Annotated in this window: 29 protein-coding genes and 1 pseudogene; 9 read left to right on the forward strand and 21 right to left on the reverse strand. The window is 58.9% G+C overall.

All coding sequences use genetic code 11. From position 1 onward, the window contains the following. Nucleotides 1-107 precede the first annotated feature (107 nt). The 6 genes from AC1DXM_RS07420 to AC1DXM_RS07445 form a co-directional block, all read right to left on the reverse strand. On the reverse strand, nt 108-584 hold the full coding sequence (locus AC1DXM_RS07420; protein ID WP_477232479.1) for a YciE/YciF ferroxidase family protein: 477 nt from the start codon (nt 582-584) through the stop codon (nt 108-110). 135 nt (nt 585-719) lie between these two features. Next, nucleotides 720-1,205 carry a YihY/virulence factor BrkB family protein gene (locus tag AC1DXM_RS07425; protein WP_477232480.1) on the reverse strand — a complete coding sequence of 162 codons (486 nt, stop codon included), beginning with the start codon at nt 1,203-1,205 and terminating at the stop codon, nt 720-722. Next, nucleotides 1,108-1,716 (reverse strand): YihY/virulence factor BrkB family protein, encoded by a 609-nt coding sequence (locus AC1DXM_RS07430; RefSeq protein WP_477232481.1) that lies wholly within the window; start codon nt 1,714-1,716, stop codon nt 1,108-1,110. The genes AC1DXM_RS07425 and AC1DXM_RS07430 overlap by 98 nt, the downstream gene beginning before the upstream one ends. A 194-nt stretch (nt 1,717-1,910) precedes the next feature. Further along, on the reverse strand, nt 1,911-2,162 hold the full coding sequence (locus AC1DXM_RS07435) for a GlsB/YeaQ/YmgE family stress response membrane protein (protein ID WP_477232939.1): 252 nt from the start codon (nt 2,160-2,162) through the stop codon (nt 1,911-1,913). Between the two features lie 127 nt (nt 2,163-2,289). After that, nucleotides 2,290-2,619 (reverse strand): DUF4112 domain-containing protein, encoded by a 330-nt coding sequence (locus tag AC1DXM_RS07440; protein WP_477232482.1) that lies wholly within the window; start codon nt 2,617-2,619, stop codon nt 2,290-2,292. Nucleotides 2,620-2,704: 85 nt separating this feature from the next. Then, nucleotides 2,705-3,202: a YidB family protein gene (locus tag AC1DXM_RS07445; RefSeq protein ID WP_477232483.1), complete on the reverse strand. Its 498-nt coding sequence runs from the start codon at nt 3,200-3,202 to the stop codon at nt 2,705-2,707. A 240-nt stretch (nt 3,203-3,442) separates the two neighbouring features. On the opposite strand from AC1DXM_RS07445, the gene AC1DXM_RS07450 reads away from it, so the two are divergent. Further along, entirely contained in the window at nt 3,443-4,441 is a 999-nt protein-coding gene (locus AC1DXM_RS07450) for a L,D-transpeptidase family protein (protein WP_477232940.1), read from the forward strand. 333 nt (nt 4,442-4,774) lie between these two features. Here AC1DXM_RS07450 and AC1DXM_RS07455 read toward each other — a convergent pair whose 3' ends face one another. The 3 genes from AC1DXM_RS07455 to AC1DXM_RS07465 form a co-directional block, all read right to left on the reverse strand. After that, complete coding sequence (locus AC1DXM_RS07455) at nt 4,775-5,038, reverse strand: YMGG-like glycine zipper-containing protein (RefSeq protein WP_477232484.1); 264 nt, start codon at nt 5,036-5,038, stop codon at nt 4,775-4,777. Between the two features lie 111 nt (nt 5,039-5,149). Then, a complete protein-coding gene (locus tag AC1DXM_RS07460; RefSeq protein ID WP_477232485.1) occupies nt 5,150-5,437 on the reverse strand; it encodes a hypothetical protein in 288 nt (95 codons plus the stop codon). Continuing rightward, nucleotides 5,437-5,775: a low affinity iron permease family protein gene (locus AC1DXM_RS07465; RefSeq protein ID WP_477232486.1), complete on the reverse strand. Its 339-nt coding sequence runs from the start codon at nt 5,773-5,775 to the stop codon at nt 5,437-5,439. Before AC1DXM_RS07465 ends, AC1DXM_RS07460 begins: the two co-directional genes overlap by 1 nt. A gap of 517 nt (nt 5,776-6,292) precedes the next feature. Between AC1DXM_RS07465 and AC1DXM_RS07470 the strand changes: the two genes are divergently transcribed. Continuing rightward, on the forward strand, nt 6,293-6,592 hold the full coding sequence (locus AC1DXM_RS07470) for a DUF1236 domain-containing protein (RefSeq protein WP_477232487.1): 300 nt from the start codon (nt 6,293-6,295) through the stop codon (nt 6,590-6,592). Nucleotides 6,593-6,685: 93 nt separating this feature from the next. Here the strand turns inward: AC1DXM_RS07470 and AC1DXM_RS07475 are convergent, their stop codons facing one another. The 7 genes and pseudogenes from AC1DXM_RS07475 to AC1DXM_RS07505 form a co-directional block, all read right to left on the reverse strand. Continuing rightward, nucleotides 6,686-8,764 carry a response regulator gene (locus tag AC1DXM_RS07475; protein WP_477232488.1) on the reverse strand — a complete coding sequence of 693 codons (2,079 nt, stop codon included), beginning with the start codon at nt 8,762-8,764 and terminating at the stop codon, nt 6,686-6,688. A 12-nt stretch (nt 8,765-8,776) separates the two neighbouring features. After that, nucleotides 8,777-9,652 carry a response regulator gene (locus tag AC1DXM_RS07480; RefSeq protein WP_477232941.1) on the reverse strand — a complete coding sequence of 292 codons (876 nt, stop codon included), beginning with the start codon at nt 9,650-9,652 and terminating at the stop codon, nt 8,777-8,779. A gap of 15 nt (nt 9,653-9,667) precedes the next feature. After that, nucleotides 9,668-14,580: pseudogene (locus AC1DXM_RS07485) on the reverse strand (HAMP domain-containing protein); the annotation flags it as partial. Nucleotides 14,581-14,856: 276 nt separating this feature from the next. Further along, a complete protein-coding gene (locus AC1DXM_RS07490) occupies nt 14,857-15,369 on the reverse strand; it encodes a DUF6894 family protein (protein WP_477232489.1) in 513 nt (170 codons plus the stop codon). Nucleotides 15,370-15,416: 47 nt separating this feature from the next. After that, complete coding sequence (locus tag AC1DXM_RS07495) at nt 15,417-16,076, reverse strand: hypothetical protein (protein WP_477232490.1); 660 nt, start codon at nt 16,074-16,076, stop codon at nt 15,417-15,419. Further along, a complete protein-coding gene (locus tag AC1DXM_RS07500) occupies nt 16,060-16,470 on the reverse strand; it encodes a phage holin family protein (RefSeq protein WP_477232491.1) in 411 nt (136 codons plus the stop codon). The genes AC1DXM_RS07495 and AC1DXM_RS07500 overlap by 17 nt, the downstream gene beginning before the upstream one ends. 17 nt (nt 16,471-16,487) lie before the next feature. Next, nucleotides 16,488-17,006: a hypothetical protein gene (locus AC1DXM_RS07505; protein WP_477232492.1), complete on the reverse strand. Its 519-nt coding sequence runs from the start codon at nt 17,004-17,006 to the stop codon at nt 16,488-16,490. A 493-nt stretch (nt 17,007-17,499) separates the two neighbouring features. Between AC1DXM_RS07505 and AC1DXM_RS07510 the strand changes: the two genes are divergently transcribed. The 3 genes from AC1DXM_RS07510 to AC1DXM_RS07520 all read left to right on the forward strand — a co-directional run bounded on the left by AC1DXM_RS07510 (nt 17,500) and on the right by AC1DXM_RS07520 (nt 18,543). Then, nucleotides 17,500-17,688 carry a DUF3606 domain-containing protein gene (locus AC1DXM_RS07510; protein WP_477232493.1) on the forward strand — a complete coding sequence of 63 codons (189 nt, stop codon included), beginning with the start codon at nt 17,500-17,502 and terminating at the stop codon, nt 17,686-17,688. Nucleotides 17,689-17,692: 4 nt separating this feature from the next. Then, a complete protein-coding gene (locus AC1DXM_RS07515; RefSeq protein WP_477232494.1) occupies nt 17,693-17,911 on the forward strand; it encodes a hypothetical protein in 219 nt (72 codons plus the stop codon). 341 nt (nt 17,912-18,252) lie between these two features. Continuing rightward, complete coding sequence (locus AC1DXM_RS07520; protein ID WP_477232495.1) at nt 18,253-18,543, forward strand: hypothetical protein; 291 nt, start codon at nt 18,253-18,255, stop codon at nt 18,541-18,543. A 288-nt stretch (nt 18,544-18,831) separates the two neighbouring features. Here the strand turns inward: AC1DXM_RS07520 and AC1DXM_RS07525 are convergent, their stop codons facing one another. Further along, entirely contained in the window at nt 18,832-19,149 is a 318-nt protein-coding gene (locus tag AC1DXM_RS07525) for a plasmid stabilization protein (RefSeq protein ID WP_477232942.1), read from the reverse strand. A gap of 75 nt (nt 19,150-19,224) precedes the next feature. Between AC1DXM_RS07525 and AC1DXM_RS07530 the strand changes: the two genes are divergently transcribed. The 4 genes from AC1DXM_RS07530 (at nt 19,225) to AC1DXM_RS07545 (ending at nt 21,498) form a co-directional block, all read left to right on the forward strand. After that, the gene (locus AC1DXM_RS07530; RefSeq protein WP_477232496.1) at nt 19,225-19,827 is read left to right on the forward strand and encodes a diguanylate cyclase; all 603 of its coding nucleotides are present in this window, start codon (nt 19,225-19,227) and stop codon (nt 19,825-19,827) included. Between the two features lie 125 nt (nt 19,828-19,952). Beyond that, the gene (locus AC1DXM_RS07535) at nt 19,953-20,426 is read left to right on the forward strand and encodes a DUF899 family protein (protein WP_477232497.1); all 474 of its coding nucleotides are present in this window, start codon (nt 19,953-19,955) and stop codon (nt 20,424-20,426) included. Nucleotides 20,427-20,645: 219 nt separating this feature from the next. Next, nucleotides 20,646-21,272 carry a cupin domain-containing protein gene (locus tag AC1DXM_RS07540; RefSeq protein WP_477232498.1) on the forward strand — a complete coding sequence of 209 codons (627 nt, stop codon included), beginning with the start codon at nt 20,646-20,648 and terminating at the stop codon, nt 21,270-21,272. A gap of 46 nt (nt 21,273-21,318) precedes the next feature. Further along, on the forward strand, nt 21,319-21,498 hold the full coding sequence (locus AC1DXM_RS07545) for a hypothetical protein (RefSeq protein WP_477232499.1): 180 nt from the start codon (nt 21,319-21,321) through the stop codon (nt 21,496-21,498). On the opposite strand, the gene AC1DXM_RS07550 is transcribed toward AC1DXM_RS07545, so the two are convergent. The 4 genes from AC1DXM_RS07550 to AC1DXM_RS07565 form a co-directional block, all read right to left on the reverse strand. Beyond that, complete coding sequence (locus AC1DXM_RS07550) at nt 21,495-22,895, reverse strand: phospholipase D-like domain-containing protein (RefSeq protein WP_477232500.1); 1,401 nt, start codon at nt 22,893-22,895, stop codon at nt 21,495-21,497. The genes AC1DXM_RS07545 and AC1DXM_RS07550 overlap by 4 nt on opposite strands. Before the next feature lie 165 nt (nt 22,896-23,060). Then, complete coding sequence (locus tag AC1DXM_RS07555; protein WP_477232501.1) at nt 23,061-23,564, reverse strand: hypothetical protein; 504 nt, start codon at nt 23,562-23,564, stop codon at nt 23,061-23,063. 60 nt (nt 23,565-23,624) lie between these two features. Continuing rightward, the gene (locus tag AC1DXM_RS07560) at nt 23,625-24,029 is read right to left on the reverse strand and encodes a host attachment family protein (protein ID WP_477232502.1); all 405 of its coding nucleotides are present in this window, start codon (nt 24,027-24,029) and stop codon (nt 23,625-23,627) included. A gap of 260 nt (nt 24,030-24,289) precedes the next feature. Beyond that, nucleotides 24,290-24,691 carry a response regulator gene (locus AC1DXM_RS07565; RefSeq protein WP_203278803.1) on the reverse strand — a complete coding sequence of 134 codons (402 nt, stop codon included), beginning with the start codon at nt 24,689-24,691 and terminating at the stop codon, nt 24,290-24,292.

The raw sequence follows: 24,691 nt of genomic DNA on the forward strand, positions 1-24,691 counted from the left end.
GGGGCGCCTCCTCCCCGCTGTGCCCCCTCCTCCCCGCTGTGCCCCTTACAGCTTAAGGAGCGACTGTCACTCCGAAGGCCAGGAACTGCTCGCACCAACGCCGGGGATCAATTTGTCCTGTTAATCGACGTAACCGCCAGGTTCGTCAGCTTGTTGTTGGTGGCTTTTTCCTGGTCGAGGATCTCGCTGAGCAACTTGTGCGCCTCATCATGCCCAAGATCCTTTGCCCATTCCCGCAGCGAGCCGTACCGGGATATCTCATAGTGCTCGACTGCCTGACAAGCCGCCAGCAGGCCGGAATCGAGAGCCGTTCCCGACGCTTCCTCCATCAGTCCGTYAGCTTCCTTGATGAGGCCCTCTATCGCGTCGCACTTCTCCCCAGACGCTTTCTTGCCTATCGACTTGAACACCTGCTCGAGTTTCTTGATCTGTCCCTTTGTCTCTTCGAGATGGTCCTCGGCAGCTTTCTTTAGCTTGGCGTCCTTCACGGCCACAGCCACCTYGGGCAAGGCCTTGGTAATCGCGTTCTCCGCGTAATACATGTCTTGGAGGGTATGCTCGAAAATGTCGGCTAGAGTTTTCATTACAATGCTCCCTTGCCCGAATTGGCTTCGAGTGAAAGAGCGGGCGAGGCGAAAGGTTCCGTGCCTTTCACGCGGCACGCTACATCCTGCCGGAAGTCGCGATGGCTTATAGGATTGCGATGGCTTACCGCGTGGTCAGCGGCGAAGACCCAACATCAAGGTGGTCAGTGTTGCGCTCGCGCATGCCACCGCAAACAGCACGACAACTCCAGCAGGGTTGGACTTTTGCTCCGCGCGAAATGCGCCCACCTGTCTTGCTGGCAGACCTCTGTGAACCACCGCGTCCAGATCGGACCTGCTGCCGTGTCGAACGGAATAGGCGCGAGTGATTTCCGCACCAAAAAGAAAAATCTCCGCCGAGTAGTAAACCCACAGCAGGATGACGAGCAGMCCACCGGCAGCCCCATATGAGGACGCGATCGCRCTGGAGCCGATATACCAACCRATAAGCGATTTCCCGAGCGTGAACAGGGCAGCGGTCACAACSGCGCCAATTCCGACATCGCGCCATTCCAAGCTTCGATCAGGCAAGATCTTGAAGATAGCGGCGAACATGGCGGCGATCAGGACAAACGAAACGACCGCGTTGATCACGCCTAGGACGATTGTGCCGAACGGCAACTGTGCGTTGATGACGTTGCCTAGGGCCGAAATCGCCGCGCTCGCTCGAAACGAGCAACATGAAGCCCAGTGCAGCGACCAGTCCCAGACTTGCTGCACGTGCGCGCACCAGSCGCGACAACGAACTGCCCTGCGCTTCGACCTTCCATATCGCGTTCAACGACTGCTGCATTTCGCCAAAGACACCGGAAGCGGTCACAAGCAAGGTGATGATGCCAATCACCGCCGCCCAGGTGCCGGATGATTTTCCGGATGCGCTCTCTAGTGCGGTTTGAAGGAGACTTGCGCTTTCTGGACCCATCAGGCCTGTGATCTGGGCAGACAAAGCCAATTGCGCGGCTTCGTGGCCGAATGCGAGACCCGCGATTGCCACCACGATGAGCAGAATTGGCGCCAACGATGTCGTGGCGTAGAAAGCAATTGCCGCGCCGTGGCTAAGAGCGTTGTCGTTGACAAACCCAACGACACTTTCTCGCACCATGCCCCATGCATTTGTCAACACGCGACGCATTTCGTTTCCGAGTCGAATTGGCGTTCACTAGCAATGCGCCAGCACTTGCGATGTTCCGGTTGGGACTATAGCACGAGTTGCGCACTCCCCTCAAAATCCGAGGGCTAAGCGTCGCAAGAGGGCTGTGAAAAAACGCGTGACCCCAGGACCACGCGCCTCAATCATGAGTAAGAACGTGCAAGTCGATTATGGGTTCAGCGTCTAATCATTCGAGCCCCGGCAATCAAAATGCACGCACCGATGAAGCCGGCGACAAGATAGCCAAGCCAGCCGCTTAACGATACGCCCAGCACCCCGAGAAGGACGTTGGCAACGATGGCGCCGACGATCCCCAGAATGATGTTCATGAGCACGCCCATATTGCTTTTCATGAACATCTCGGCGAGCCAGCCCGCGATACCGCCGATGACGATAGCAGCTATCCAACCAATGCCTGGATTTTCCATATTTTCCCCTTTACTTGAACCGAAATTGGTTCGGCGGGAAAACGTGCCATACGCCAATAAAGTTCCTCGGGTGAATACTGAGCTACACTAAGGCAGATCGCGTCACCGGCCAGCTGCCAGCTTCCGCCTACCTCTGGAGGTGACGACGAAGCAGTCGGATGTTGCGGTTGTTGGCTTTGAAATAGATATCGAAGATTGAACCGAGAATAGGAACGCTTCCCCCTACCGTATCAAGCAGCACGTTCCCCAACATGCGGGCGACCAAGCCATTTCCAGCACCGCAGTTTCGGGCTCGCACCACGATATATGCCGAAACTAGGCCCGTCGCCATATCTCCGAGTACGGGCACCAGACCCACCAGAGCATCCAGTCCAAAACGTATTGATGTTCCTGGAATGCGCCAGCGGGAATCAAGCAACGCGGCCAATAAATCCAACTCGACAATTGCTGTTGCCACCTCAGAATCGCGATGGCCCTCCCGGCTCGTCTCAGCGGCCGGGCGTGTGCGATTTATCAACTCGCCCCGTTCTAGAGCTGTTGCTCTAGACATCGTCCTGACCGGTTGAATTCTTAGCTTGTGGCCTACGGGTGGGCACGTCATCAAGCAAGGTCGTCTCACCCGAGTTTCGCGTCGACTCAGCGGGCAATTTACCATCTGGCGTCATCTTGTTGACTGCCTCGGGCAAATCGCGCGTGATCCTGCTGATGAGGTCCTCGCGTGAAAGACCCGTCTGCATCGAGAGCGAAGTGAGTGTGTCTTCGTCTATGGCCGCCTCCACGTCGCTTGGCTGGATAGGCTGGTTCGGCCCGGTGCCAACCCAAGAGTCGACCTTCGATCCTGCCCCTGCCCCTCTGAATCGGTCGAGGATCTCACCGAGGGCTGTTCCCGACACGCCTTTCGATATCTGATCCAGAATCCCGCCTTGCGGGTCGCTTGGATTACGAGCTCCCGCCCCACGGAGCATGTCGCCGATCTTGTCGCGATTCTGGTATGCCAGGACGCCAAGCATCGCGATCGCCAATCTTCCCAGATTTGCCATTTTTGGTCTCCTCCACGGTTCAAATGGAGGAAGGGCTCAGCTTCACAAAAGTTCCGCGAGCGACGATCTAATGCTGGGTATCGCTGCGGCGCTGTCCGGGGCCGTCCGACTAAGATGTGAGTGCCGGTACGAGGTTGCGCTTGCGCTAAAGCCTTGAATCCAAATGCCTTGGACCGAGTTCACGGAACCAAATAGGCTGTGCCGCGTCATAGAGGCAGGTCCCCATCCGGAGTGAACTCGATGATCAGGCTCCTTGTTGTCGCGGCAGCGTTCCTCCTCGCTTGTGGGGGAGCCGAAGCGGCGAAGGAGGATCTAGCCGACGTCAACCAGGCGCAATTTGCATCCGACACTCCAAAGGGTTTCAGCCCAGTCGTTCTGAAGGCACAAATTCTCTTGGACCGCGCGCGCTTCTCGCCAGGCCTGATCGACGGCCACCTTGGTGAGAGCTTCACCAAGGCGATCAGCGCCTTCCAGACGGCGAACGGATTCCCGTCCGATGGCAAGCTCACCCAGGAAACCTGGGACAAGCTGCTGGCTACCTCCGCGAGCCCGGTCCTGATCACCTATGAACTGACGCGCAAGGATGTGCGCGGACCTTTTACAAAGCGAATTCCTGCTCGCCTGGAGCGCATGGCCCGGCTGTCGAGGCTCGGCTATCACAATGCGGCCGAGAAGCTGGCGGAGCGCTTCCACATCAGCGAACCGCTATTGCAAAGACTCAATCCTGGCATCGGCCTGAGAAAGGCCGGCACGAAGCTGCTGGTCCCTGACATTGGTCGGGGCGATCCTCCCGCCGCCATTGCCGAGGTTGAGGTCGACAAGGAGGCTCGCGTGCTACGCGCGCTTGATCCTTCCGGTAAAGCGCTCGCAGTCTACCCCGCGTCCATAGGAAGCGACGAAAAGCCCGCGCCGAGCGGCCAGACAGAGGTCAAACGCGTGGTGCACAATCCGACCTATCACTACGATCCCCACTTCGCTTTCAAGGGCGTCAAGACCAAACGCCCCTTCACCATTGCTGCCGGCCCTAACAATCCGGTGGGGTCTATATGGATCGATCTGTCGATCGAAAGCTACGGCATTCACGGCACCCCCGAACCCGGCAAGATCGGGAAGACCTTCTCGCATGGCTGCATCAGGCTGACGAACTGGGATGCCGAAGATCTCGCCTCGATGGTAAAAAAGGGCACGAAAGTTACCTTCAAGGGCGAAATGGCCGACGCTAGCGGCAAACCCAAGTAGGCATACCCACCAAATCGGTCATTTTGACCTGAAAAGCAGGATGTGACCAGGGCCTCATCAACGTTGTCGAGGTGGCAGGCAAGGACGGCTTCGGCTGGCACTTCGCCCTACTGTCGGGAACGGGAGCTGATCGCCCCTGGCTGGCAGGCAATCCTACCCCTCTCAAAGGATGGTGGATCGCGGGCTGCCGCAAAGAGCTATTGGGCTTCATTGATTTGACGCCAGCATCGGCTTCAATGCCCATCGCGAAGCCAAAACTGATGGAAGAAAGCAGCCGTGGGAAGGACCGAAATCAAAAGGCGCGTGATCGTAGAGGACCACGCGCCTTCTAAATCAGTAGCCCTCCGGGCACCGAGCCACGTAAACTCTTCCATACCTATCGCGGTATCTGCACTGGCCGGCTTCGCTGGCGTGTCCAATGACCGCGCCGGCTATCGCGCCAACTGCGCCACCAACAACCGCGCCTTTGACGGGGTCGCCTGCCACGGCGGCGCCTACTGCCGCGCCGCCCAATCCGCCCACGGCAGCGCCCTGTTCGGTGCGTGAACATGCTGCGAGCGGGATAAGTATACTCAAAATAAGAAGCGTCTTTTTCATTGATTCCTCCTTAGGCCATTATTAGCCATAACTTAAATGCGCGACCGGGTTTTTTGATCCACCGTCACCCGCTGCCAGCAAGCGAAAAGCAGATCAGGCATGTCGCATTCGTCAGTCATTGGGCTTGACTTTCATTCGGCGTGCGGCGTCCACCAACGCGGCACCGTCCCCATCAATGCTATCGACGAGTTCGCGAGCCTGATCGGGGTCGATGCCGGTTTCCCTCGACAAGAAGAAGACACGGAAGGACTTCTCTTCAGATGGAACGGGCGCAACACACCCGCCCCCATCTTCAGCCAGACGCTTGGCACGCTTTCGCGGTGTGCGCTTCCTCTGATCAGATGCCGTGAGAGGGTCGAGGGACATGGCCACGTCGTCTGCTGGGCCAGAAACGCTCATTATCGCTGTCCTCGATCTGCCGCTTCTTCTTCGAGCACGATAAGCTTTTCCCGGATCTCCTCCGGCTCGGCGTGCTCCAGTCCGACGACATCGTTTCTGGTTTCATCCAGTGAAACGATGATTTCATCGAGTTTGGCGTGGATGGCGGCTGTGTCTCGATAGCCCTGAATAAGGACAATCCCCGTGATCACGATAGCCGCTACTGAAAGCGCATAGGTAACTGCATTTGTCATGCCAAAGGGCACCAGAGCGGTACACGCCACCATGGCTATCATCAAGACGTAGAAACCCGGTGGCCGCGATAGGAAATCGGCCGCCACGAAAAGGATGCGGTTCATGTCCTTGCCACGGTCAACAAGGCAATCAGGGAAGCGAGGGCGACGCAAATTGGCACTGCCGCGAGTAAGCCTGCCTCCAGGAACCGGACTTCTTTGTCGCGAAACATTAGTTCACCCCACGCTCACCAGTCAGGACAGAGGGTTCAATCGCCATTTTCCGCTGCAGTAGAGTCGTCTCAGCGCAGCAATGGGCCAAGCAGATGTTGGGATCGTCAGCCAAGGGATATTCCAATCATTAGGAACGTGACTGCCCGCAAAAATCGGCGCGAGCAGCCAACGCGCTTGGCCAACACTTCTATCCATAGGTTCCTCCTGCAATCTGCATCAAACAACGAGCGCAGGGAGTGGCTGTTCCGGCCAGCATAATCCGCAAGACCATTGCGTCTTGCAGTCAGACCTTGGTCCTGCGTCGGCCCGACCGAAGTCTGTGCCTGGGAACATTTGCAATACGACAAAGTTGGATTGGCCAGGCCGACGACGAGGGTCGGTCCGTGCAGACCTAACAAAGGAGAAAATTATGAAAATCTATCTTACCGGCACCGCAGCGGCGCTTCTGCTTCTCGCAGGCATCGGCGCCGCTGCTGCAGAAGACATCATCATCCAGCCCGAGCAGGACACGGTTATCCGCGAATATGTGAAGAAACAGCCTCTCGCTTCGGTGAAGCTTCCCGGTGTGGAACTCAACGTCGGCACGGCTCTGCCTGATACGGTCGAGCTTCACGAAGTGCCGAACGTCCAATACCGTTACGTCGTGATCGACAACCGCACGGTTCTCGTGGATCCGGGCACTCGCAAAATCGTCAAGGTCTACGACTGAGCACTTTGCTACGTCAGCCCGTCGCCTCCCAAGGAGGTGACGGGCGAACAAATGCGCGTCGGTCGCTGTCAACCGGTCGGCGCTCCGATGGTGCTAGCCCACCTCGATCTTCTGGGGCTCTGCATTGGCGATAGCGAGGAAGATGCTGTCGAGCAGATCCTTGTCGCGGAAGGGCTTGCCAAGCAAGGGCACGCCCGCCGGTCGATCGGCGATGTCCTCTGCATCGGCATAGCCCGTGATGATAACCGCCGGCCAATCGGAGCGCAGGTTGCGCGCGAAGCGGATGACATCCACGCCGGTTACCAGGGGCATGGCGAAGTCGGTAACGATGACATCGAACTGATCGGGAGCACGTTCGATCATAGCCAGCGCTTCCGCTCCTCCTCCTGCGCACGTAACCTCGAACCCACGTTGGCGAAGCGATTCGGCTGTCAGCTGCCGCAACACGCTGCTGTCATCAATCAGAAGGATCGACGGGCGGCCTGCGGAGGCGCCGCCTAGAAGCGTGTGCCCAACTTCGGCTTCGAGCGAAGAACTGGCGGGTTCTTCGAGGGAGCGCGGCAGCCACAGCTGCATGGCTGTTCCGCGATCGACGGCGCTATCGATGCGCAGCGTCCCACCGGACTGCTTCATGAAGCCGTAGACGGTGCTGAGACCGAGCCCCGTTCCCTTCCCCACCGGCTTTGTGGTGAAGAACGGTTCGATGACCTTCGCAAGTATGTCAGGCGCGATACCCGAGCCCGTGTCCTTGACCGTCAGAACGACATAGTCTCCGGCCAGCACGTCTTCCGATCGATTTTTGATTGATCGGTTTTGCGCATGGACCGTTATTGTGCCGCCAGAAGGCATGGCGTCTCGCGCATTGAAAACCAGGTTCATCAAGGCAAGCTCCAGCTGTCCCGCGTCGACATGCACGGGCCACACCGCGTCATCGATCTGCCAGTCGAAGCGTATCAGCCCTCCCAAAACCGGTGCGACCAAGCCGTTCATGGTGTCGCCAAGGGCAGCAAGGCGCATCGCTTCCGGCTTCAGGGTCTGACGCCGCGAGAAGGCGAGCATTCGCGTGACCAAGTCGGCACCTTGTTTGGCAGAACGCCGCATCAGATCGACAACCTGTCGTGCCTGATCGTCCAGCGTCCCGCGGCGTTCAAGCAATCCCAATCCGCTGAGAATGGCGGCAAGCAGATTGTTGAAATCATGGGCCAGGCCACCCGTCAGCTTGCCGATTGCGTCCAGACGCTGTGATTGGAGCAGCTGATCCTCAAGCCCGCGCCGCTCGGTAACGTCCAGCAGTGTCCCCAGTATCTCTGGCTTTTCGCCATCAGACCCGTCCGACATCACACCCTGGTCGAGAAAGATGCGATACTCCCCGTCGGCGCACAGCCAGCGGAATTCGCAGGTGTAGAAGCCGGTGTTTTTTGTCTCCAGCAGTGCTTGCTCCAACCTTGAACGGTCTTCAGGGTGGACCCGGCTAAGGCCGAAGGCCGGATCCGAGATCAAATCGTCAGGCGAAAACCCGGTCAGACGCTCGACGCCCTTGGTCACAAAGCGCGCCGCGAAGGGCGGTTCGGCGGCCCGTGCATGGAAACACACCGGCAGCGACCTCAAAATGGCGTCCTGCCGTTCCTCTGAGCTGCGCAGGGCCCGTTCCGCCTGAAGCTTGTCCTTCTGCGCCTGGAGTGCCTGCGCCAGCAATCCCTGCTCGGCCGCGGCCTTTCGCTGGATTTCCAGCCTCTTCTCGTGAAGCTCGACGAACACCGCGACTTTCGAGCGCAGCATGATCGGATCGAATGGCTTGAAAACATAATCGACCGCGCCGGCGTCATAGCCGCGCAGCATGTGGGCTTCCTCCTTGTTGATGGCCGTGAGGAAGATGATCGGCGTGCGCTTGGATTGTTCACGCTGGCGGATGAGCGCGGCCGTTTCATAGCCGTCTATTCCCGGCATAAGGACATCCAGCAGAATGACGGCGAAATCCTCCTTCAGCAGATAGCGCAGAGCCTCTTCGCCCGATTGGGCGCAGATGACATCGCCGGTTGCGGCGAGCACTTCGCTGATCGCCAACAGATTGCGCTCATCATCGTCAACGGCGAGGATGCGAGACCTTGCCGGTGCTTCGGCCGATTGCACGGCCTCAAGTTTTCTTACCCTGTTTCGCGGCAGTTTTTGCATGGGGCCTGGCCGTCAGTTTACTGCCACGAGCATCTCGTCCGGATTCTCTGCGCGTGCTCGAGAACGGCCGATCCAGACACGAAGCAACGCCAGCAGCAGATCAAGATCGACCGGCTTGGCGATATAGTCGGAAGCACCGGCGTCCAGGCATTTCTGACGATCGCCCTTCATTGCCTTGGCGGTCACCGAAATCAGTGGGATGTGAGCGATCGCGGCCGTGCCGCGAATGCGCCGCATCGTCTCGTAGCCGTCCATCTCCGGCATCATGATATCGATCAAGGCCGCGTCAACATCGGGCGTCTGTTCCAGGAGCGCGATGCCATCACGGCCTCGCTCAGCATGCAGAACCTGTATGTCGTAAGTCTCCAGGACGCTGGTGAGCGAGTAGATGTTGCGGATATCATCGTCGACGATGAGAACTTTGGCTCCCGCCAGATCCGACCTGCCGGTCTGTTCGGTTTCGGTCTCGCGCGCTTCGCGTCCTTCGCCCGGCAGCGTCGCCGAGATATGAAGCGCCAATTGAGCAAAATTCTCCGCACGCGGCGCACTCGCAAGCGCTGGATTTAGCGCCAGCACCTGCTCAAGCGCATCCGGATGGGGGGCAAAAAACAGCAGTTGCGGCAACGCTTCCCCGAACTGGCCAGTGAGTTCGTCCAGCACTTGGGCGTTCTCCTTCGCTGAGCGGCCGAAGCCGAGCACGAGGGCATCATAAGAGGCCATGCCGACGTCGTCGGCGTTTGCCGCAAACCGACCGACCGCTGTCACCGAGGTGACGCCGTCGCGGATCGCTTCGACGAGCGATAGCCGGCGCTCTGGATCGGGGTCGGCGACCAGAACGCGGCGTTGGGTACGCAGTTTCTTGGAATGGATGTCCTGAAACACCTGCATCAGTTCGTCAGAGGACACTGGCTTGGTGGAAACGCTGGACGCGCCCTTACGGGCAAGGCTTCCGATATCTTCCGCACCCGAGATGACATGTATGGGAATTCCCCTTGTCTTCTGGTCGTGTCGCAACAGGTCGAAAAGCACCCAGCCATCGATGTCCGAAAGCCCGAGATCAAGTGTGATAGCGTCGGGAACCAGTTTGCGAGCCAATGCCAAAGTGCCGGAACCCGCATTCGACAAGACGCCTTTCAGCCCTGCCGAACGTGCGAGGCCGAGCAACAGCCCGCCAAATGTCGGGTCGTCCTCGACGATCAGCACGACCCGATCGGTCGGCGATATGGAATCGCGGTCGTCGATAAGCTCTGCCGAAGGCGGGCTGCCGAGCGAAGGCGCAGCAACGGCGTCCGTCGGCGCAGGCATGGCGGCTGACTGAGGGGCGGCCACGCGCGGGCCGGCGAACGGGATCACTAGCGTAAATGTCGAGCCCTTTCCCGGGACGCTTTCGACGCGCAGCTCACCACCAAGCAAGCGAGCAATCTCTCGGCTGATGGAGAGCCCCAGTCCGGTGCCGCCATATTTGCGGCTGGTGGTGCCGTCGGCCTGCTGAAAGGCCTCGAATATCAGCTTCTGCTTGTCTTCGGGAATGCCTATGCCGGTGTCGGTTACGGCGATTGCCAGAGCCTTCGTCGGATGTGAAGAGCCACTGCGGCGCCCGGTCTTTTCGACACGGAAATTCAGGCTGACCTCGCCATGCGACGTAAATTTGAAAGCATTCGAAAGCAGGTTGAGAACGATCTGCTGCAAACGCTTCTCGTCCGTGCGGACAGTCTCGGGAAGTGCGGGATCGACTTTGATGGTGAAGCCAAGGCCCTTGTCGGCGGCCAGCTGACGGAACGTGCGTTCCATGTGCTGCCGCAAATGCGTCACCGGCATATCGTTGATATCGATCGAGACAGTACCGGACTCGATCTTGGACAGGTCGAGGATATCGTTGATCAGGCTGAGAAGGTCGGTTCCGGCTGAGTTGATGGTACGTGCGAATTCGACCTGCTTTTCGTTGAGATTGCCTTGCTGGTTCGTCGCGAGGAGGTTTGACAGAATGAGCAGCGAGTTGAGCGGCGTGCGCAACTCATGGCTCATATTGGCCAGGAATTCGGACTTGTATTTCGACGTCAACGCCAGCTGCTCGGCTTTCTCCTCCAGAGCGCGCCGGGCCATCTCGATTTCGAGATTCTTGTTTTCCACCTGCTTCTTTTCGTTTTCGAGCAGCTGCGCCTTTTCCTGCAACTCCTCGTTCGTCGTATGCAGCTCTTCCTGCTTCTTGGTCAGTTCGGTCTGACGCGCCTGCAACTCCGACGTCAGCAACTGCGACTGCTTGAGCAGGCCCTCCGTGCGCATCGTTGCGGCAATGGTGTTGAGAACGATGCCGACGGATTCCATTAGCTGATTGAGGAACGACTGGTGGGTGTCCCGAAACTCACTGAACGAAGCAAGCTCGATTACGGCCTTGACCTCATCCTCGAACAAGGCCGGAAGGATGATGACGTTGGCCGGCGAGGCGCTGCCGAGACCCGACGTGACGCGCAGGAATTCCGGCGGCACATTGTCCAGCATGATGGCGCGCTTGTCTGCCGCACTTTGCCCGACCAAGCCTTCCCTGAGATCGAGGCGCTGCTTGATGGAAGCTTTGCTCTCGGCACCGTAGGACGCCGCCAGCTCGAGATAGGATTCCTCTTCGTCGCGATTGGTGACGTAGAACACTCCGTATTGCGCATTCACCAGAGGAGCGAGTTCGGACATGATGAGACGCGACACGGTGGCGAGATCGCGCTCGCCTTGCAGCATGCGCGAAAATCGGGCGAGATTGGTCTTCAGCCAGTCCTGCTCGGCATTCTTCAGCGTCTGATCCTTCAGGTTGCGGATCATCTCGTTGATGTTGTCTTTGAGCGCCGCGACCTCTCCTGAGGCCTCGACGCTGATCGAGCGCGTCAGATCGCCCTTGGTGACTGCCGTCGAGACCTCGGCGATGGCGCGGACCTGGGTGGTCAGATTGGCGGCGAGTTGGTTGACATTGTCAGTCAGGTCGCGCCACAGGCCTGCCGCACCCGGCACACGCGCCTGTCCCCCAAGCTTGCCCTCGATGCCGACTTCGCGGGCGACATTGGTCACCTGGTCGGCAAAGGTCGCAAGCGTCTCGATCATGCCGTTGATGGTATCGGCCAGAGAGGCGATTCGCCCTTCGCGTCGACTGTCAGTTTGCGCTTCAGATTGCCTTGCGCGACCGCTGTCACCACGTCGGCGATGCCACGCACCTGATTGGTCAGGTTTGTCGCCATCAGGTTGACGTTATCGGTCAGATCCTTCCAGGTGCCTGCGACGCCTTCGACCCGCGCCTGGCCGCCAAGTTTGCCCTCTGTGCCGACCTCGCGTGCCACGCGGGTCACCTCGCCGGCAAAGGAGTTGAGCTGGTCCACCATGGTGTTGATGGTCGATTTGAGCTCGAGGATTTCGCCCTTCACGTCGACCGTGATCTTCTTCGACAGGTCGCCGCGCGCAACGGCGGTCGTAACCTCAGCGATGTTGCGCACCTGGCCGGTCAGGTTCTCGGCCATGGAGTTCACGTTGTCGGTCAGGTCTTTCCAGGTGCCGGCGACGCCGCGCACTTGCGCCTGGCCGCCAAGCTTGCCTTCCGTACCGACCTCGCGTGCCACGCGCGTCACTTCCGAAGCGAATGAATTGAGCTGGTCCACCATCGTATTGATCGTGTCCTTGAGCTCGAGAATCTCGCCGCGGACATCGACCGTGATTTTCTTCGACAGGTCGCCGAGCGCCACGGCCGTGGTCACTTCGGCGATGTTGCGCACCTGGCCGGTCAGATTGGCGGCCATGGCATTGACGTTGTCGGTCAGGTCTTTCCATGTGCCGGCGACGCCACGCACCTGCGCCTGGCCGCCCAACTTGCCGTCGGAGCCGACCTCACGCGCCACGCGCGTCACTTCCGATGCGAAGGAATTCAGCTGGTCGACCATCGTGTTGATGACGTCCTTGATCTGTAAGATCTCGCCCAGGGCGTCGACCGTGATCTTCTGCGTCAGGTCACCGGTCGCGATGGCCGTTGCAACCTTGGACACGTCGCGCAATTGCACCGTCAGGTTGCCCGCCATGGCGTTGACGTTGTCGGTCAAATCCTTCCACGTACCGCCGACGCCTTCGACATGAGCCTGTCCGCCAAGCTTGCCTTCCGAGCCCACTTCGCGGGCCACGCGCGTGACTTCCGAGGCGAACGAATTCAGCTGATCGACCATCGTGTTGACGGTGTCTTTGAGCTCCAGAATTTCGCCTTTGACGTCGACGGTGATCTTCTTCGACAGATCGCCGCGCGCCACGGCCGTCGTCACCTCGGCGATGTTGCGCACTTGCCCGGTCAAATTCGCGGCCATCAGATTGACGTTGTCAGTCAGATCCTTCCAGGTGCCGCCGACGCCCCTCACCTCGGCTTGGCCGCCAAGCTTGCCTTCAGTGCCGACCTCGCGCGCCACACGTGTCACTTCGGAGGCAAAGGAGTTCAGCTGATCGACCATCGTGTTGATGGTATCCTTCAGCTCAAGGATTTCGCCTTGCACGGCAACGGTAATCTTCTTCGACAGGTCGCCCGAAGCGACCGCCGTCGTCACCTCGGCAATGTTGCGCACCTGCCCGGTCAGATTCTCTGCCATGGAATTGACGTTGTCGGTGAGGTCCTTCCACGTGCCGGCGACACCGCGCACCTGCGCCTGGCCGCCTAGCTTGCCTTCGGTGCCAACCTCGCGCGCCACGCGGGTCACCTCGCCGGCGAAGGAATTGAGCTGATCGACCATGGTGTTGATGGTCGATTTCAGCTCGAGAATTTCGCCCTTCACGTCGACCGTAATCTTCTTGGACAGGTCGCCCAAAGCCACAGCTGTCGTCACCTCCGCGATGTTTCGCACCTGTCCCGTGAGGTTCTCGGCCATGGAATTTACGTTGTCGGTCAAATCCTTCCATGTGCCGCCGACACCCTCGACGCGCGCCTGGCCGCCAAGCTTGCCTTCGGTGCCGACCTCGCGTGCCACGCGGGTCACTTCCGAAGCGAAGGAATTGAGCTGATCGACCATCGTGTTGATGGTGTTCTTCAGTTCGAGGATTTCGCCTTTGACGTCGACGGTGATCTTCTTCGATAGATCGCCCGACGCGACTGCCGTTGTAACCTCCGCGATGTTGCGTACCTGCCCGGTCAGGTTGGTCGCCATGGCGTTGACGTTGTCGGTCAGGTCTTTCCACGTGCCGGCAACGCCTTTCACCCGAGCCTGGCCGCCGAGCTTGCCTTCGGTGCCGACCTCGCGCGCCACGCGCGTCACTTCAGAGGCGAACGAGGCCAACTGGCCAACCATCGTGTTGACGATCTTGCCAATACGCAGAAACTCGCCGCGCAGTGGTCGGCCGTCGATTTCGACCATCATGGTTTGGGACAAGTCACCCTTGGCGACAGCGCCGATAACGCGGGCCACCTCGGCTGTAGGCTGAACCATGTCTTCAATCAGGTCGTTGACGGATCGGACACTGGATTCCCAACTGCCGGTGGCGTTTCGAACGCGGCCGCGTTCGCCAATCCGCCCTTCCTTGCCGACCACTCTGCTCAGGCGCTCGAATTCACGCGTCACCTGATCGTTGAGATCGACGATCTCATTGAAGGTATCGGCGATCTCGGAATCGACCCCTTCGTAGACATTGTCGATACGGACGGAAAAATCACCGCGCCGAAAGGCCTTTAGAGAATTGAGAATGCTTCGACGGTCCAATTGCTTCTTGGATGCCTGCACGGTCAAAGCGCCCCTCCCACTCAAAAATGGAATGCTTGAAACTGCCCCTGCGAGCCGAATGGTACATCCCCCCGCAACCCCGAAACGCCGCATTTCAAATTTCGTTCCACAGGGACGCTCCGCGGACCCAAAACCGGTTTGAAGCAGAGTAAAGGTTTCCCCAGGCGCGGGTTGCGTGGCGGATCAGACCGGGTATCGCAGGATCAAGCCGAATGAGGAACATGGGCCAACGGTTGGTGGCCAACGGGCCAGTCAGACGCAGAGCCGGACAATCATCACCGCTGTCGCCGCCGCCATTGGCGGTCATCCGCCCACCGATCCCGCCCATGGCCAGCGGCAAGGTTCTTGGCCCGCAATTGTCAGTTTGCCTCAAAGCGGCGTGTTGTCTTTGGCCTGCCGGGCGGCTTCGGCCTCCGCGACGTCGATCGCGCAAAGCTCGTTCCCGGCCTGGTCGCGCACGCGTACCAGCCATCCGGTCAGATCGTCAGCGCCGGGCTGCAGATCGACCAGCATGTCGATTGCGCAACGGATCGCTTCGGCACGAGCGGCCTCAAAACTTGGCATTTCGGCAGGGGGAACCTGGCGAGCCTGGTCCCTATCGCGATATTCGAACGTGTAAATATTGGTCTCCCCCGAGTGGTCATCGTCGCGTTCCGCAGAACCATCCGACACGCCGTTCCCGTCGACAGGCATCTCGAACGTTGCGGTCTGGACAAGCAGGGCTTTTGCACGGTCGATTGCGCCGAGGGCGCCGTCGGCGTCTTCGCCTCGCGCCATTTCGACGGCGACAGATTCCCCGCCCTCACCTTCAAACACCACTCGAACCAGAGGCAGGCCGGAGGGCGCGGCCGCCGGTCCAATGTTGATTCCAACAATCTGCATGGGAATTCCTTCAATTGTTCAGTGATGACCACTTTCGTCACTGCCGATCAGCGATTTGGCTGATCGTCGTCTTCATCCGCGCGGCCGAGATAGTCGCTGGCTGCCGTCAATACGGCCAGGAATGCAGCGGCGTATCTGGCAAATCCGAAGGCCTGTGCGGCGGCCAATTTCGCGCCCCAAGCATGTTCAGCGATAAACTTGTCCGCGATATCCTGAACTTCAGCTCCAGCCTTGCCGAACAGGGCGCGCTCCTTTGCTGTGGGCTCGAACGCCTTGCCGATAATGTGTCCAAGCAACAGGCCTCCTGCAGATCCAGCAAGCACCTTCGCACGCGTTGAGTTTGTGATTGCCTTGTGCGTATGGGCTTCGTAACGAATTGAAGCCGCGTCCGAATGGGTGGCGCCGGTAACCAGGTCGACAGCGTCATGATCGGCGCCTCGTGGACTGCGGGCACTTCGCCTGCCGGCGTCAAACACCGCAACCGCGCCCAACGCGACCGCTGCGGCGGCGCCGCCATTATCCTTCACGGCGTCGGACACACCGCGAAAGACCTTCGCAACCTTCCGCTTCGCGTATCGGGTCGACGCATCGACCAGATTTCGGGGCTGCAGCCGCCGGCTTATTTCGCTGACAGGCTCAAACAAGGCCTGCCGTTCTGCTCGGCTTTGCAGCATGATCTCTCGCATCTCTTCACTGGGTTGAGCCAAAACGCATCCCCTGTTTTAGTGCTGCGATATCGGTGCGCACCTGGTTGACGGTCTCGACCGGTGTGATGGTCCATCCCACCAGCGCTCGCTTGGCAGAATAGAGCAACAGCACGCCGCCGACCCCCAGCAAAACACCGACCGCCAGACAAGCGAGCATCGGATTTACGCCGACATGGATCATCGCGAGGATTAGGAACTGGACCATCGCGAACGCTGCCAGGACAAAGAGTGCTAATGCGGCGATGCCGCATGCACCCGACGAGACGATCGTCGTCGTCTTGACCTTCATCTCCGCCTGGAGAAGACGAAGATCTAGGCGCATCAGCGAAGCGAACTGGCTCAGCCCTTCGCTGAACACGCTCCCTAAGGGTCGGCGATCGGAACCATCATCCATTTGGAGTGCTCTTCCTCTCAGGAGCGATCGGAGCTTCGCATGATGCGAGTGAGAACCACACCGGCCAGGATGCCGACGCCGAAAAAGGCGGCCGGTTGTCGCTGCGCGAATTTCGTCACCGAGTCCAGCAATTCGCCCACGTTGCGATCCCTGATATCCGATGAAATCCGTTCCACGCCCTCCGCGGCGCTGCGGACCATGCCTGCAACCTGCGGCGATTGCTTCTCGATGCCGTCGGCGGCTTCCCTGACCGAGTGGGCAATGTTGGCAATCGCATCCGCGCCCGCGGTCTTGTTCGACTCCACCGCTTCCTTGAACGCTCCAGCAGCATCCGATGCCACCGAGCCGGCGTAATTTTTCGCGTCAGTCGAAACCGAGGCGGCTGCGGTCTTGAGGTGCGTTGCAGTTTCGGCAGCGCTCGACTTCAACTTGCCGAGTGCTTCCTTGCTATTGCCGGTCTGACCGGTCTCGGTCTCGTCCGGCCATTCATTCCCACTAGAGGCTCCGCTGAGGTCGTTGGTGATTGGCGTGTTCACGATTTTTCACTCCTGTTGTCATGAATTGAACTCGGCCAACAGCAACCAGTTCCTGGCGAAAACGAATATTCCTGCCTCGGACCGGGGGCGTCGCCAGTCGCCTCAGCTACTGCTACTTCGTATCGCAAATCGACAAGCCCGTTGCCCAGAGCCTCGAAGCCCTGCGACGAGCTAGACCCGGCCGGAATTCGACGAAGCTCTGGCTGGCGGCTCGACCCTCAATCGATCCCAGTCGTCGCTTGGTGGCTCGACGCGCTACCGATCCTTCTCACGGATGGTGAGCCAGTTTGACCCTCGCGAGACCGGGCGCCTCATGCCCTTGCAGCCCGCCCTGAGGCGCTTCTTCAATCGCTCGGGCAACAAGGCCTCGACATTCGCTAAGCGCATGGACTGGCGCACAAACCGCGAGTGTCAGACGAGAATTTGCACGCCGCTGAAACCAATTGTGATTGCGCACGTTCGAAGATGCGATGGCGTTGTGGAGGACGTTCAAATGACGGACGACAAGTATAACATTGGCTACCAGGACCGCGCTCAGGTCAGCGGCGACCAGGAATACGAGGTTGGTTATTTCGCAAGCAAGTTTGGCCTTTCAACCCTACAGGTCCGGGAGCTAATCGCGAAGCACGGCAACAACCGTGAAACCTTGGAGCGTGAAGCCAAACAGCTCGGCAACAGGTAAAGACATGGCGCGATATCAGGTGGAAGAGCTGTATGGCGAAGAAGTCGTCACATCAAACGACGCAGATGCCGAAAATGCCCTAGCGGCCGTCGAGGCAGTGACAGGAAAGGTGATTTCGCCACGGGCGCTGCAGGAACACTGGTTCAGAGTTGTGGACGAGGGCGGAAGTGTCCACGAATTCAGTCTGCACCAAGAGCAGCAACCTGCCGACTTTGCGAAGTGACGAGCTGGCAGCAAAGGAGGTGCTATGGCAAAGCCAACGACCAGCAGCGACCCGAATTCAGACATATGCCCCTACGACCTGAATTTTTTCGCCGACAAGCACGGCCTATCCAAGGAGACGGCAGAGGTCATTTTGCGCAGCAACGGACCATCCCGGACGCGGTGTGACTACGCGGCGGTAGCCTATCTTCGCTTCAAGCGTTTGAAAGAGGCGAGAGCCAAGCCCCCTGCAATGGCGACAAGGCTCTTGCAGTCGCGGCGGTCTTAATTGCTTCCCACCAATTCTGTTTCGCTTGGAACGCAACCCGGTCACGGGCATTGCACAGGAACAGGAGGTTCCCCATGCCAAAATTTCGCTTTGAGACGACAGCATATGGCCAGACAACCGCCTTCGAGGAGGAGCTAGCCAGCGCCGACATGGCGAGTCCGAGAGCGATCGAAAAGGCACGCGCAGCAATGGTGGCGGATCCTGGTACCGAGCAATCACGATCGATTACCAGGGTCTATGATGAAGCCGGATATCTGGTCGCCACAGTTAATTTTTCTGATGTATTGCCGGATGATCCGGACGCCGCTCAAGATGCGGTTGGCGAGCCGCCTGTCGAGGAGCCGGGTGTGATGCGATCTGGCTGATTGACGAGTACCCCATGCTCGCCATCGTCAGTTGGTCGAGCGCTTCAAGAAGCCCGCTGTTAGTCGCCTGCCTGCTTGTCGGCGCAGCATCGATCCTCGGCATGTTCTGTCGCGGGCTCACATACGAAATCGAGAAGCGCCCGGGAGACAAGTGGCAGATTCCGTTGAGTTGGAGTTGGCGCCCTACCAATTCTCCGCGGATGTTCGACGGGGCCAATGGCGTCGCATCGAAAGCAGGGAACCTGACTCTCGGCGCCGTGTCTCCAAAGGTCCCCCATCGTTCTCTGGCTATCTGTCCGCGTGACCTCCGTTGCGCGACCTTGTAGCCGCGGCTTTTTTTGCAGAGGCGGATCTGGCGGACGCCGAGCGCGACGCTGACGCCTTGCCGCCCAGTTCGCCACCCTTGTGAGCTGCTGGGTGGCCCGTATGCTTGCCACGACCCGATCCACCCTCCTTTTTGCCGCCTCCATCATCCTTGTTGACGGTCGCCCATGCGCGCCGCTCGGCTTCCTTTTCCGATACGCCGCGCTTCTCATATCCCTCGGCTATGTGGTCGGCCTTGCGCTCCTGTTTGTCCGTATATTTGGATTTTCCGCCTCGTGGCATGGTCTTCACTCCTCTTTGAGTTAGTTCACAACGGAGGTGGTTCAAAAGAGGTTCCACCGTCGTGGAGATTCAAAGATGTTGTCTGATCCGACCGTGCTGATCCTGATGTATTTCATCCTGCCGCTGTGGCTAATCGCAGGGTTCGCCGATTGGCTCTGCCACCGCGCGTCACACATCGAATTGACCACCGGCGCCAAGGAGTCCGTCATCCATCTTCTGATGTTTGCAGAGGTGGGCATACCATTGCTGGCGGCGATGTTTCTGGAAATCAACGCGTTGATCATTGCAACGATGCTGGTGGCTTTTGCGCTGCATGAGGCAACGGCGATGTGGGACGTCAGCTACGCCACCACGGCTCGAACCGTGTCGCCCATCGAGCAGCACGTGCACAGTTTCCTGGAGATGATCCCGCTGATGGGGATTGTCAACGTGGTCTCGCTTCACTGGGGGCAGTTCCAGGCGCTGTTCGGCTATGGCGACGAACCCGCACGGTTCGAGTTGGCCTGGAAGCCCGAGCCCCTGCCCGTGGCCTACATTGCCACAATCATCATCCTGGTCATTTTGTTTGAGGTGCTTCCTTATCTGGAGGAGTTCATCCGCGGCCTCCACGCCAATGAAAGGAAACTGATCCCTGAAAAGGCGCGCCGCGCAAAGTCTGGATCAACAACTGAACGCTAGTCGGAACTGCCGATGGCCCCGGCTGGAGCTGCATTGGATACCGTCGGATGCGTCGTTGACTTTTTTGCTGACTGCCCAAAATTGCATTCAGACTGCGCTCGCGGCGGACATGTTGGAGATTTCTCATGGATGGCGGCACTCTCACGCCCGCCGACGCACTGGCGGTAAAAGCCCGGACACCTTTTCCTGGCGCGAGCGATGAATACCAAAAGGCTCGACAGGCGTTGTTGAAGGACGAGATCGAATTCCGTCGGCATATGACCCGCGTGGCCGAGCAGCGCAGAAGCCTGCCTGATGGACCGGTCATCGAGAAGAATTATCGTTTCAAGGACGCGAATAGCGCCGATCTCGGACTGCTTGAGCTTTTCGGCGACAAGGACACACTGGTAACCTATTTTTGGGTATTCGGGCCGCAGCGCGCGCGACCGTGTCCGATGTGCACGAACTGGCTGGGCGCGGTGAATGGAAATGCCGCTGACATCAAGCAGCGCGTCGGCCTGAAAATACTCGGACGCAGCCCGGTCGAGCGGCAGATCGCATTCGCGCAGGAACGTGGGTGGCGCGATTTGGATTTCGTCCAGACAGTCGGCGACGACTAAGCCAATGACCTCAAGCTGATCAACGCCGATGGCAGCGAAAACCCAGCCCTGGTCGTGTTCAAGCGCGACGGTGAGCGGGTACGGCTTTTCTGGGCCAGCGAGATGACGGCGGAGATGGCCGACCCCGGCCAGGATCCCCGAGACGCTCCAGACATCGCGTCACTCTGGTCTGAACTACTAGGGCTCAGGCGCGCCCAGTCCCAACGAGAGGCTTCCGCTATGAGCATTCTGGAGAGCGCGAAGAGAGCCGTCGAGAAGATCACCGGTGTTGCGAGACCGGAGAAGAAAGATCTCGCGGGTCTCGTCAGAGGGCGCAAACCAAATGCCTTCCGATTCAAGGATGATGGCCTGGTGCCCAATCATCCGGCTTGGCCACTGGTCGTCTATCGGGGCGCCGTGAGGCTGCCGGACGAATTCGATCCTGCCGCCGTCATGGAAGCGCTCTTCGGAGCCAATGGCTGGGGCGATAGCTGGCGCAATGGCATCTACACGTACGTTCATTACCATTCGCGGATACACGAGGTGCTGGGCGTCGCGCGCGGCACGGCCAAGGTACAATTTGGCGGCAAGAAGGGCCGGACGCTGTCCCTGAAGCCCGGCGATGTGGCGGTGCTGCCGGCTGGCACCGGTCACCAATGCCTGTCTGCATCCGGCGATTTCCTGGTCGTCGGCGCGTATCCGCCTTTTGGAACATACGACGAATGCACGACTGCCGAGCAGCACAAGGATGCACTCGCGACGATCCCCAAGGTTGGCCGTCCACGCAAGGATCCCATCTACGGAAGCGAAGGCCCGCTTCTCGGGCTGTTCGAACGTGGCTCGTTAATCGCTCGTGGGCGGAACTAAATAAGAGCTGAACTACTGTGGATGCGAACCCAGCGAGACTGTTCGCGTGTCCAAGATCAATGACAAATGGAAAGTCGGCCGCACGGTCAACTCGAAAAAAGTCGTCGATGGCCTGCTGACCGTTGCGGGTAAAATCCGAATGCCGGGCCTGCCGCCGACGTCCGCCGGCACTGTCAGGTGGAGCCCCGACCACCTCCCCGCGTTGCAATCTTGTGCTGCGGGCTAAAGCTGAGATTCAATCGGAAGGTAACGGACCAATCCCGCCAGGATACGGCGATAGAACCCGGCTTCTGGTTCATGCGTGAAGTCCTGCATTTTGCCTTCGTCGCAGCCGTGCCAGTGCAGAACATTGTGCTTGAGTTCGAGCCGATAGCTCGCTTCCGGAGATATCTCTGACTGGAATCGATCCCGCAGCTCAGCAACCAATCTCGCATCCTCAAAGAGGACGCCCATTTCCGAGTTTAGAGACACTGACCGCGGATCGAAATTGAAGGAACCGACGAAGCCAATCTTGTCGTCAACGGTGAATGCTTTCGTATGCAGACTGGCGCCCTTTGAACCAAACACCGAGATTGACGGCTGACGGCTGAAGGGTTGAAGCTCGAAAAGTTTGACGCCCTTCCTCAGCAGTCGCTTGCGGTAATTTGCGTAAGCACCGTGGACCGCGGCGACATCCGTAGCGGCCAAGGAATTGGTCAGGACCGAGACCTCAACGCCGGCGCCGACGAGGTCCAACAGGATCGCTGAACCCCTTTTGCCTGGGATGAAATAGGGAGACACAATTTCCAGACACTTGCGTGTCGATTGAATGATGGGGCGCAGCTCTTTCATAAGCCAGCTGCGACGTCTCCAACCACGAACCTTCTCAGGTGGATCGGAAATAACCCGCACACCCTCCACCCAGTGAACATCGTTGCCGGCCGCGATAAACTCTACGACAGAGCCTCGGTCCCCAATGCCGTTCAAGAATTTTGACTCGGTTTCGGACTCGTTCACTTCGAACCGTTTGACCTGCTCATGCTCCGTCGCTGAACCAAGTGTCTTGATTGGCTTGGATTCCACGCATGCCCAGAAGGCATCAAATATCGCCGCCGTTTGCTGTACTGCAGGCCCCATGAGCAGAATGTCGAGGTCCCGGAAATTGGTCTCTGCCGCATCGAAATAGGCATCGCCAACATTGCGCCCGCCGACAATGGCAAACTTGTCGTCGGCGATCCAAGCCTTGTTGTGCATCCGTCGTGTCAGTGCAAAGAGCCGCAACAGCACTTCCACGCCACGCATGATCCGGCCGCTCCTGATGCCGCTCGGATTGAACAACTTCAATTCGATGTTTGGATGATTGTTCAGCGCCCAATAGGCAGCATCGTTTTTGCGCGGATTGACGTCGTCAAGGAGCATGCGCACCCGCACGCCGCGCTCAGCGGCTCGAAAAACCTCCTGCAGTAACAAACGGCCAGTGTGGTCATCGTGCCAAAGGTAGTACATGAGGTCGAGCGTGCGCACTGCGCTCCGTGCCGCCAGCACGCGCACAGCGAAGGCGTCATAGTTGTCCGAAACAAGCAGCAAGCCGCTCTTGCCGGCCTTGATGTTGTCGTCTGCGGTTTGAGAAACCGATACGTCCATGAAAATTGGCCACCTTCGGACGGCGGTCGCAGCCGGCCCTGCTCAAAATCATAGCAAGAACCCGTCACTGCCATTCTGGTTGCATGTCCAGCCGTTTAATAGCCTGGAGCTGCCCGTCAAATGATCCGTCAAATGACGGCGAACCAGCGGTGGACCACCTAAATCCTACGGCCGGTTCAGGTTGATCTCGCTGATAACAATGTTCTTCCCGGTGGATGGGTCTTTGTCGGTTGTCGTCAGACGCATCCCGTTGTCGCCAACCTTCTCCAGCTTCAACTGCGCAGCCCGGTCACCATTGACTTCTTTCGCCCAACGAATGCCGAGCACCAAGGCGTCGCCTGAACGATTGCCATTGAGTCCAGCCGGGCCGGTGCTCGATCCGGTATAAGTGCCCGTATATGTCTCGCCATTTGTCTTGACGTCGGCGCCGATAGCTCGCGAGAACACGACGTAGCCTGTACATTTGCCATCAAGTGACAGCGAACTCACTGTAGCGCTGGACGCAAATTTGCAATTGATCTTGATGGGCTTGGAATCGGCGTCGGTTTTCACCGTGCCCTTGCCAACCCAACTCCCGGCGAATGATTTCAGAAACGCGCCATCGTCGGCCTGTGCGGGCCATGCGACGCAGAGCATTGCTGCTGCGAAGCATCCAAGGGATTTTTTCATAATAGGTATCCTTATTTTCACCATAGCCGTAGCAACACCGGGGCGGCACGAGCGATCCGCCTAGGCGGCGGCAACTGCCTTCTCTATCTCCTGGGTGGAATGGCCCGTGAGATCCTTGGCGATTTCGCCGATGAGCACAGCTGACAGTTTCTGATGGTAGTGTTTGCGCAGTTCGCCAAGCGTTCGGGGCGCGGCGATGATGATCAGATTGTCGATCTGCCCGCCAAGAACCTGGCGGTTGAGCAGGTCGGCAGTTCCGGCTGCGAAGCTATCTTCCTCGATCCGGCTGTTGTCCGGGTTGGCGGAGCTGCTCTGATGCCGGGCGCCGGATCCCTTGTTCTCGTTTGTCACGTCCTCAACTGCTGCGGCAGTCAGGCTGGGATTGGCTTCGTCTCCCGAATTGCGAAACAAATTGAGCTTCTCGCCATCAGCTACGGCTACGGTCGCTCCCTTGGGGATATCCATTTTTATTGATCTCCGAGATTGCGCCAGCCGGTGTCGAATCCGGTTGATTGCCCGCTGACGTCAGTCTCAACGTTTCAACGCGTTATTGGATGCCTTTCGTGAAGTTAGGTCGAAACCGGGTGTCCCCGCTTTCGCAAGGACGGCAGTGGGCAGCACTCGGCCTTGCGAGGCGAGCGCCAGCCCGAACAAGTTGAAACCCTCAGATCCAAGCGAAGGAGCGATCCGCTGGTCGTGCAATGCGGCCATTTGAACTGGCAAACCTAGTCATCAGGATCGTTGGTGCTAGGGGCAGGCTGCGCATTCATCAGCGTAGATAGGGCGGTGATGATCTGGGGCAGGAAGAATGGCTTGGTGATCATAACGCTTTCAGGGACGCCCTCGGCGCCCCAATGGATAGCACTGTCGCCGCTCACGTAGACGACGGGGATGCTCGAGTTGGCCTGGCGCAAATGCCTCGCTATTTCCCAGCCGGATTTACCAATTCCCAGGCGAATGTCGGTAACGAGGCCCTTGAACTTGGTTGGATCCGCGTCGAACGCCGCCAAAGCCTTTTCGGCGTCATTAACGGCTATAACTTCGAAACCCGCTTCCTGCAGCGCCGTCTCGACGTCAAGCAGGATGAGCGGCTCATCCTCAACGACCAAAACCGCACCGATACTCAT

The organism is Mesorhizobium sp. P3_A2 (assembly GCF_056403115.1).

Excerpts from the sequence above, each read along its gene's own strand:
- AC1DXM_RS07535 (WP_477232497.1), top strand. The coding sequence starts at position 19,953 with ATGGATGGCGGCACTCTCACGCCCGCCGACGCACTGGCGGTAAAAGCC.
- AC1DXM_RS07540 (WP_477232498.1), top strand. The coding sequence starts at position 20,646 with ATGAGCATTCTGGAGAGCGCGAAGAGAGCCGTCGAGAAGATCACCGGT.
- AC1DXM_RS07560 (WP_477232502.1), bottom strand. The coding sequence starts at position 24,029 with ATGGATATCCCCAAGGGAGCGACCGTAGCCGTAGCTGATGGCGAGAAG.
- AC1DXM_RS07500 (WP_477232491.1), bottom strand. The coding sequence starts at position 16,470 with ATGGATGATGGTTCCGATCGCCGACCCTTAGGGAGCGTGTTCAGCGAA.
- AC1DXM_RS07480 (WP_477232941.1), bottom strand. The coding sequence starts at position 9,652 with ATGCAGGTGTTTCAGGACATCCATTCCAAGAAACTGCGTACCCAACGC.
- AC1DXM_RS07530 (WP_477232496.1), top strand. The coding sequence starts at position 19,225 with ATGTTGTCTGATCCGACCGTGCTGATCCTGATGTATTTCATCCTGCCG.
- AC1DXM_RS07445 (WP_477232483.1), bottom strand. The coding sequence starts at position 3,202 with ATGGCAAATCTGGGAAGATTGGCGATCGCGATGCTTGGCGTCCTGGCA.
- AC1DXM_RS07520 (WP_477232495.1), top strand. The coding sequence starts at position 18,253 with ATGCCAAAATTTCGCTTTGAGACGACAGCATATGGCCAGACAACCGCC.
- AC1DXM_RS07435 (WP_477232939.1), bottom strand. The coding sequence starts at position 2,162 with ATGGAAAATCCAGGCATTGGTTGGATAGCTGCTATCGTCATCGGCGGT.
- AC1DXM_RS07460 (WP_477232485.1), bottom strand. The coding sequence starts at position 5,437 with ATGAGCGTTTCTGGCCCAGCAGACGACGTGGCCATGTCCCTCGACCCT.
- AC1DXM_RS07555 (WP_477232501.1), bottom strand. The coding sequence starts at position 23,564 with ATGAAAAAATCCCTTGGATGCTTCGCAGCAGCAATGCTCTGCGTCGCA.
- AC1DXM_RS07510 (WP_477232493.1), top strand. The coding sequence starts at position 17,500 with ATGACGGACGACAAGTATAACATTGGCTACCAGGACCGCGCTCAGGTC.
- AC1DXM_RS07550 (WP_477232500.1), bottom strand. The coding sequence starts at position 22,895 with ATGGACGTATCGGTTTCTCAAACCGCAGACGACAACATCAAGGCCGGC.
- AC1DXM_RS07565 (WP_203278803.1), bottom strand. The coding sequence starts at position 24,691 with ATGAGTATCGGTGCGGTTTTGGTCGTTGAGGATGAGCCGCTCATCCTG.
- AC1DXM_RS07515 (WP_477232494.1), top strand. The coding sequence starts at position 17,693 with ATGGCGCGATATCAGGTGGAAGAGCTGTATGGCGAAGAAGTCGTCACA.
- AC1DXM_RS07475 (WP_477232488.1), bottom strand. The coding sequence starts at position 8,764 with ATGCAAAAACTGCCGCGAAACAGGGTAAGAAAACTTGAGGCCGTGCAA.
- AC1DXM_RS07455 (WP_477232484.1), bottom strand. The coding sequence starts at position 5,038 with ATGAAAAAGACGCTTCTTATTTTGAGTATACTTATCCCGCTCGCAGCA.
- AC1DXM_RS07490 (WP_477232489.1), bottom strand. The coding sequence starts at position 15,369 with ATGCAGATTGTTGGAATCAACATTGGACCGGCGGCCGCGCCCTCCGGC.
- AC1DXM_RS07470 (WP_477232487.1), top strand. The coding sequence starts at position 6,293 with ATGAAAATCTATCTTACCGGCACCGCAGCGGCGCTTCTGCTTCTCGCA.
- AC1DXM_RS07525 (WP_477232942.1), bottom strand. The coding sequence starts at position 19,149 with ATGCCACGAGGCGGAAAATCCAAATATACGGACAAACAGGAGCGCAAG.
- AC1DXM_RS07465 (WP_477232486.1), bottom strand. The coding sequence starts at position 5,775 with ATGAACCGCATCCTTTTCGTGGCGGCCGATTTCCTATCGCGGCCACCG.
- AC1DXM_RS07450 (WP_477232940.1), top strand. The coding sequence starts at position 3,443 with ATGATCAGGCTCCTTGTTGTCGCGGCAGCGTTCCTCCTCGCTTGTGGG.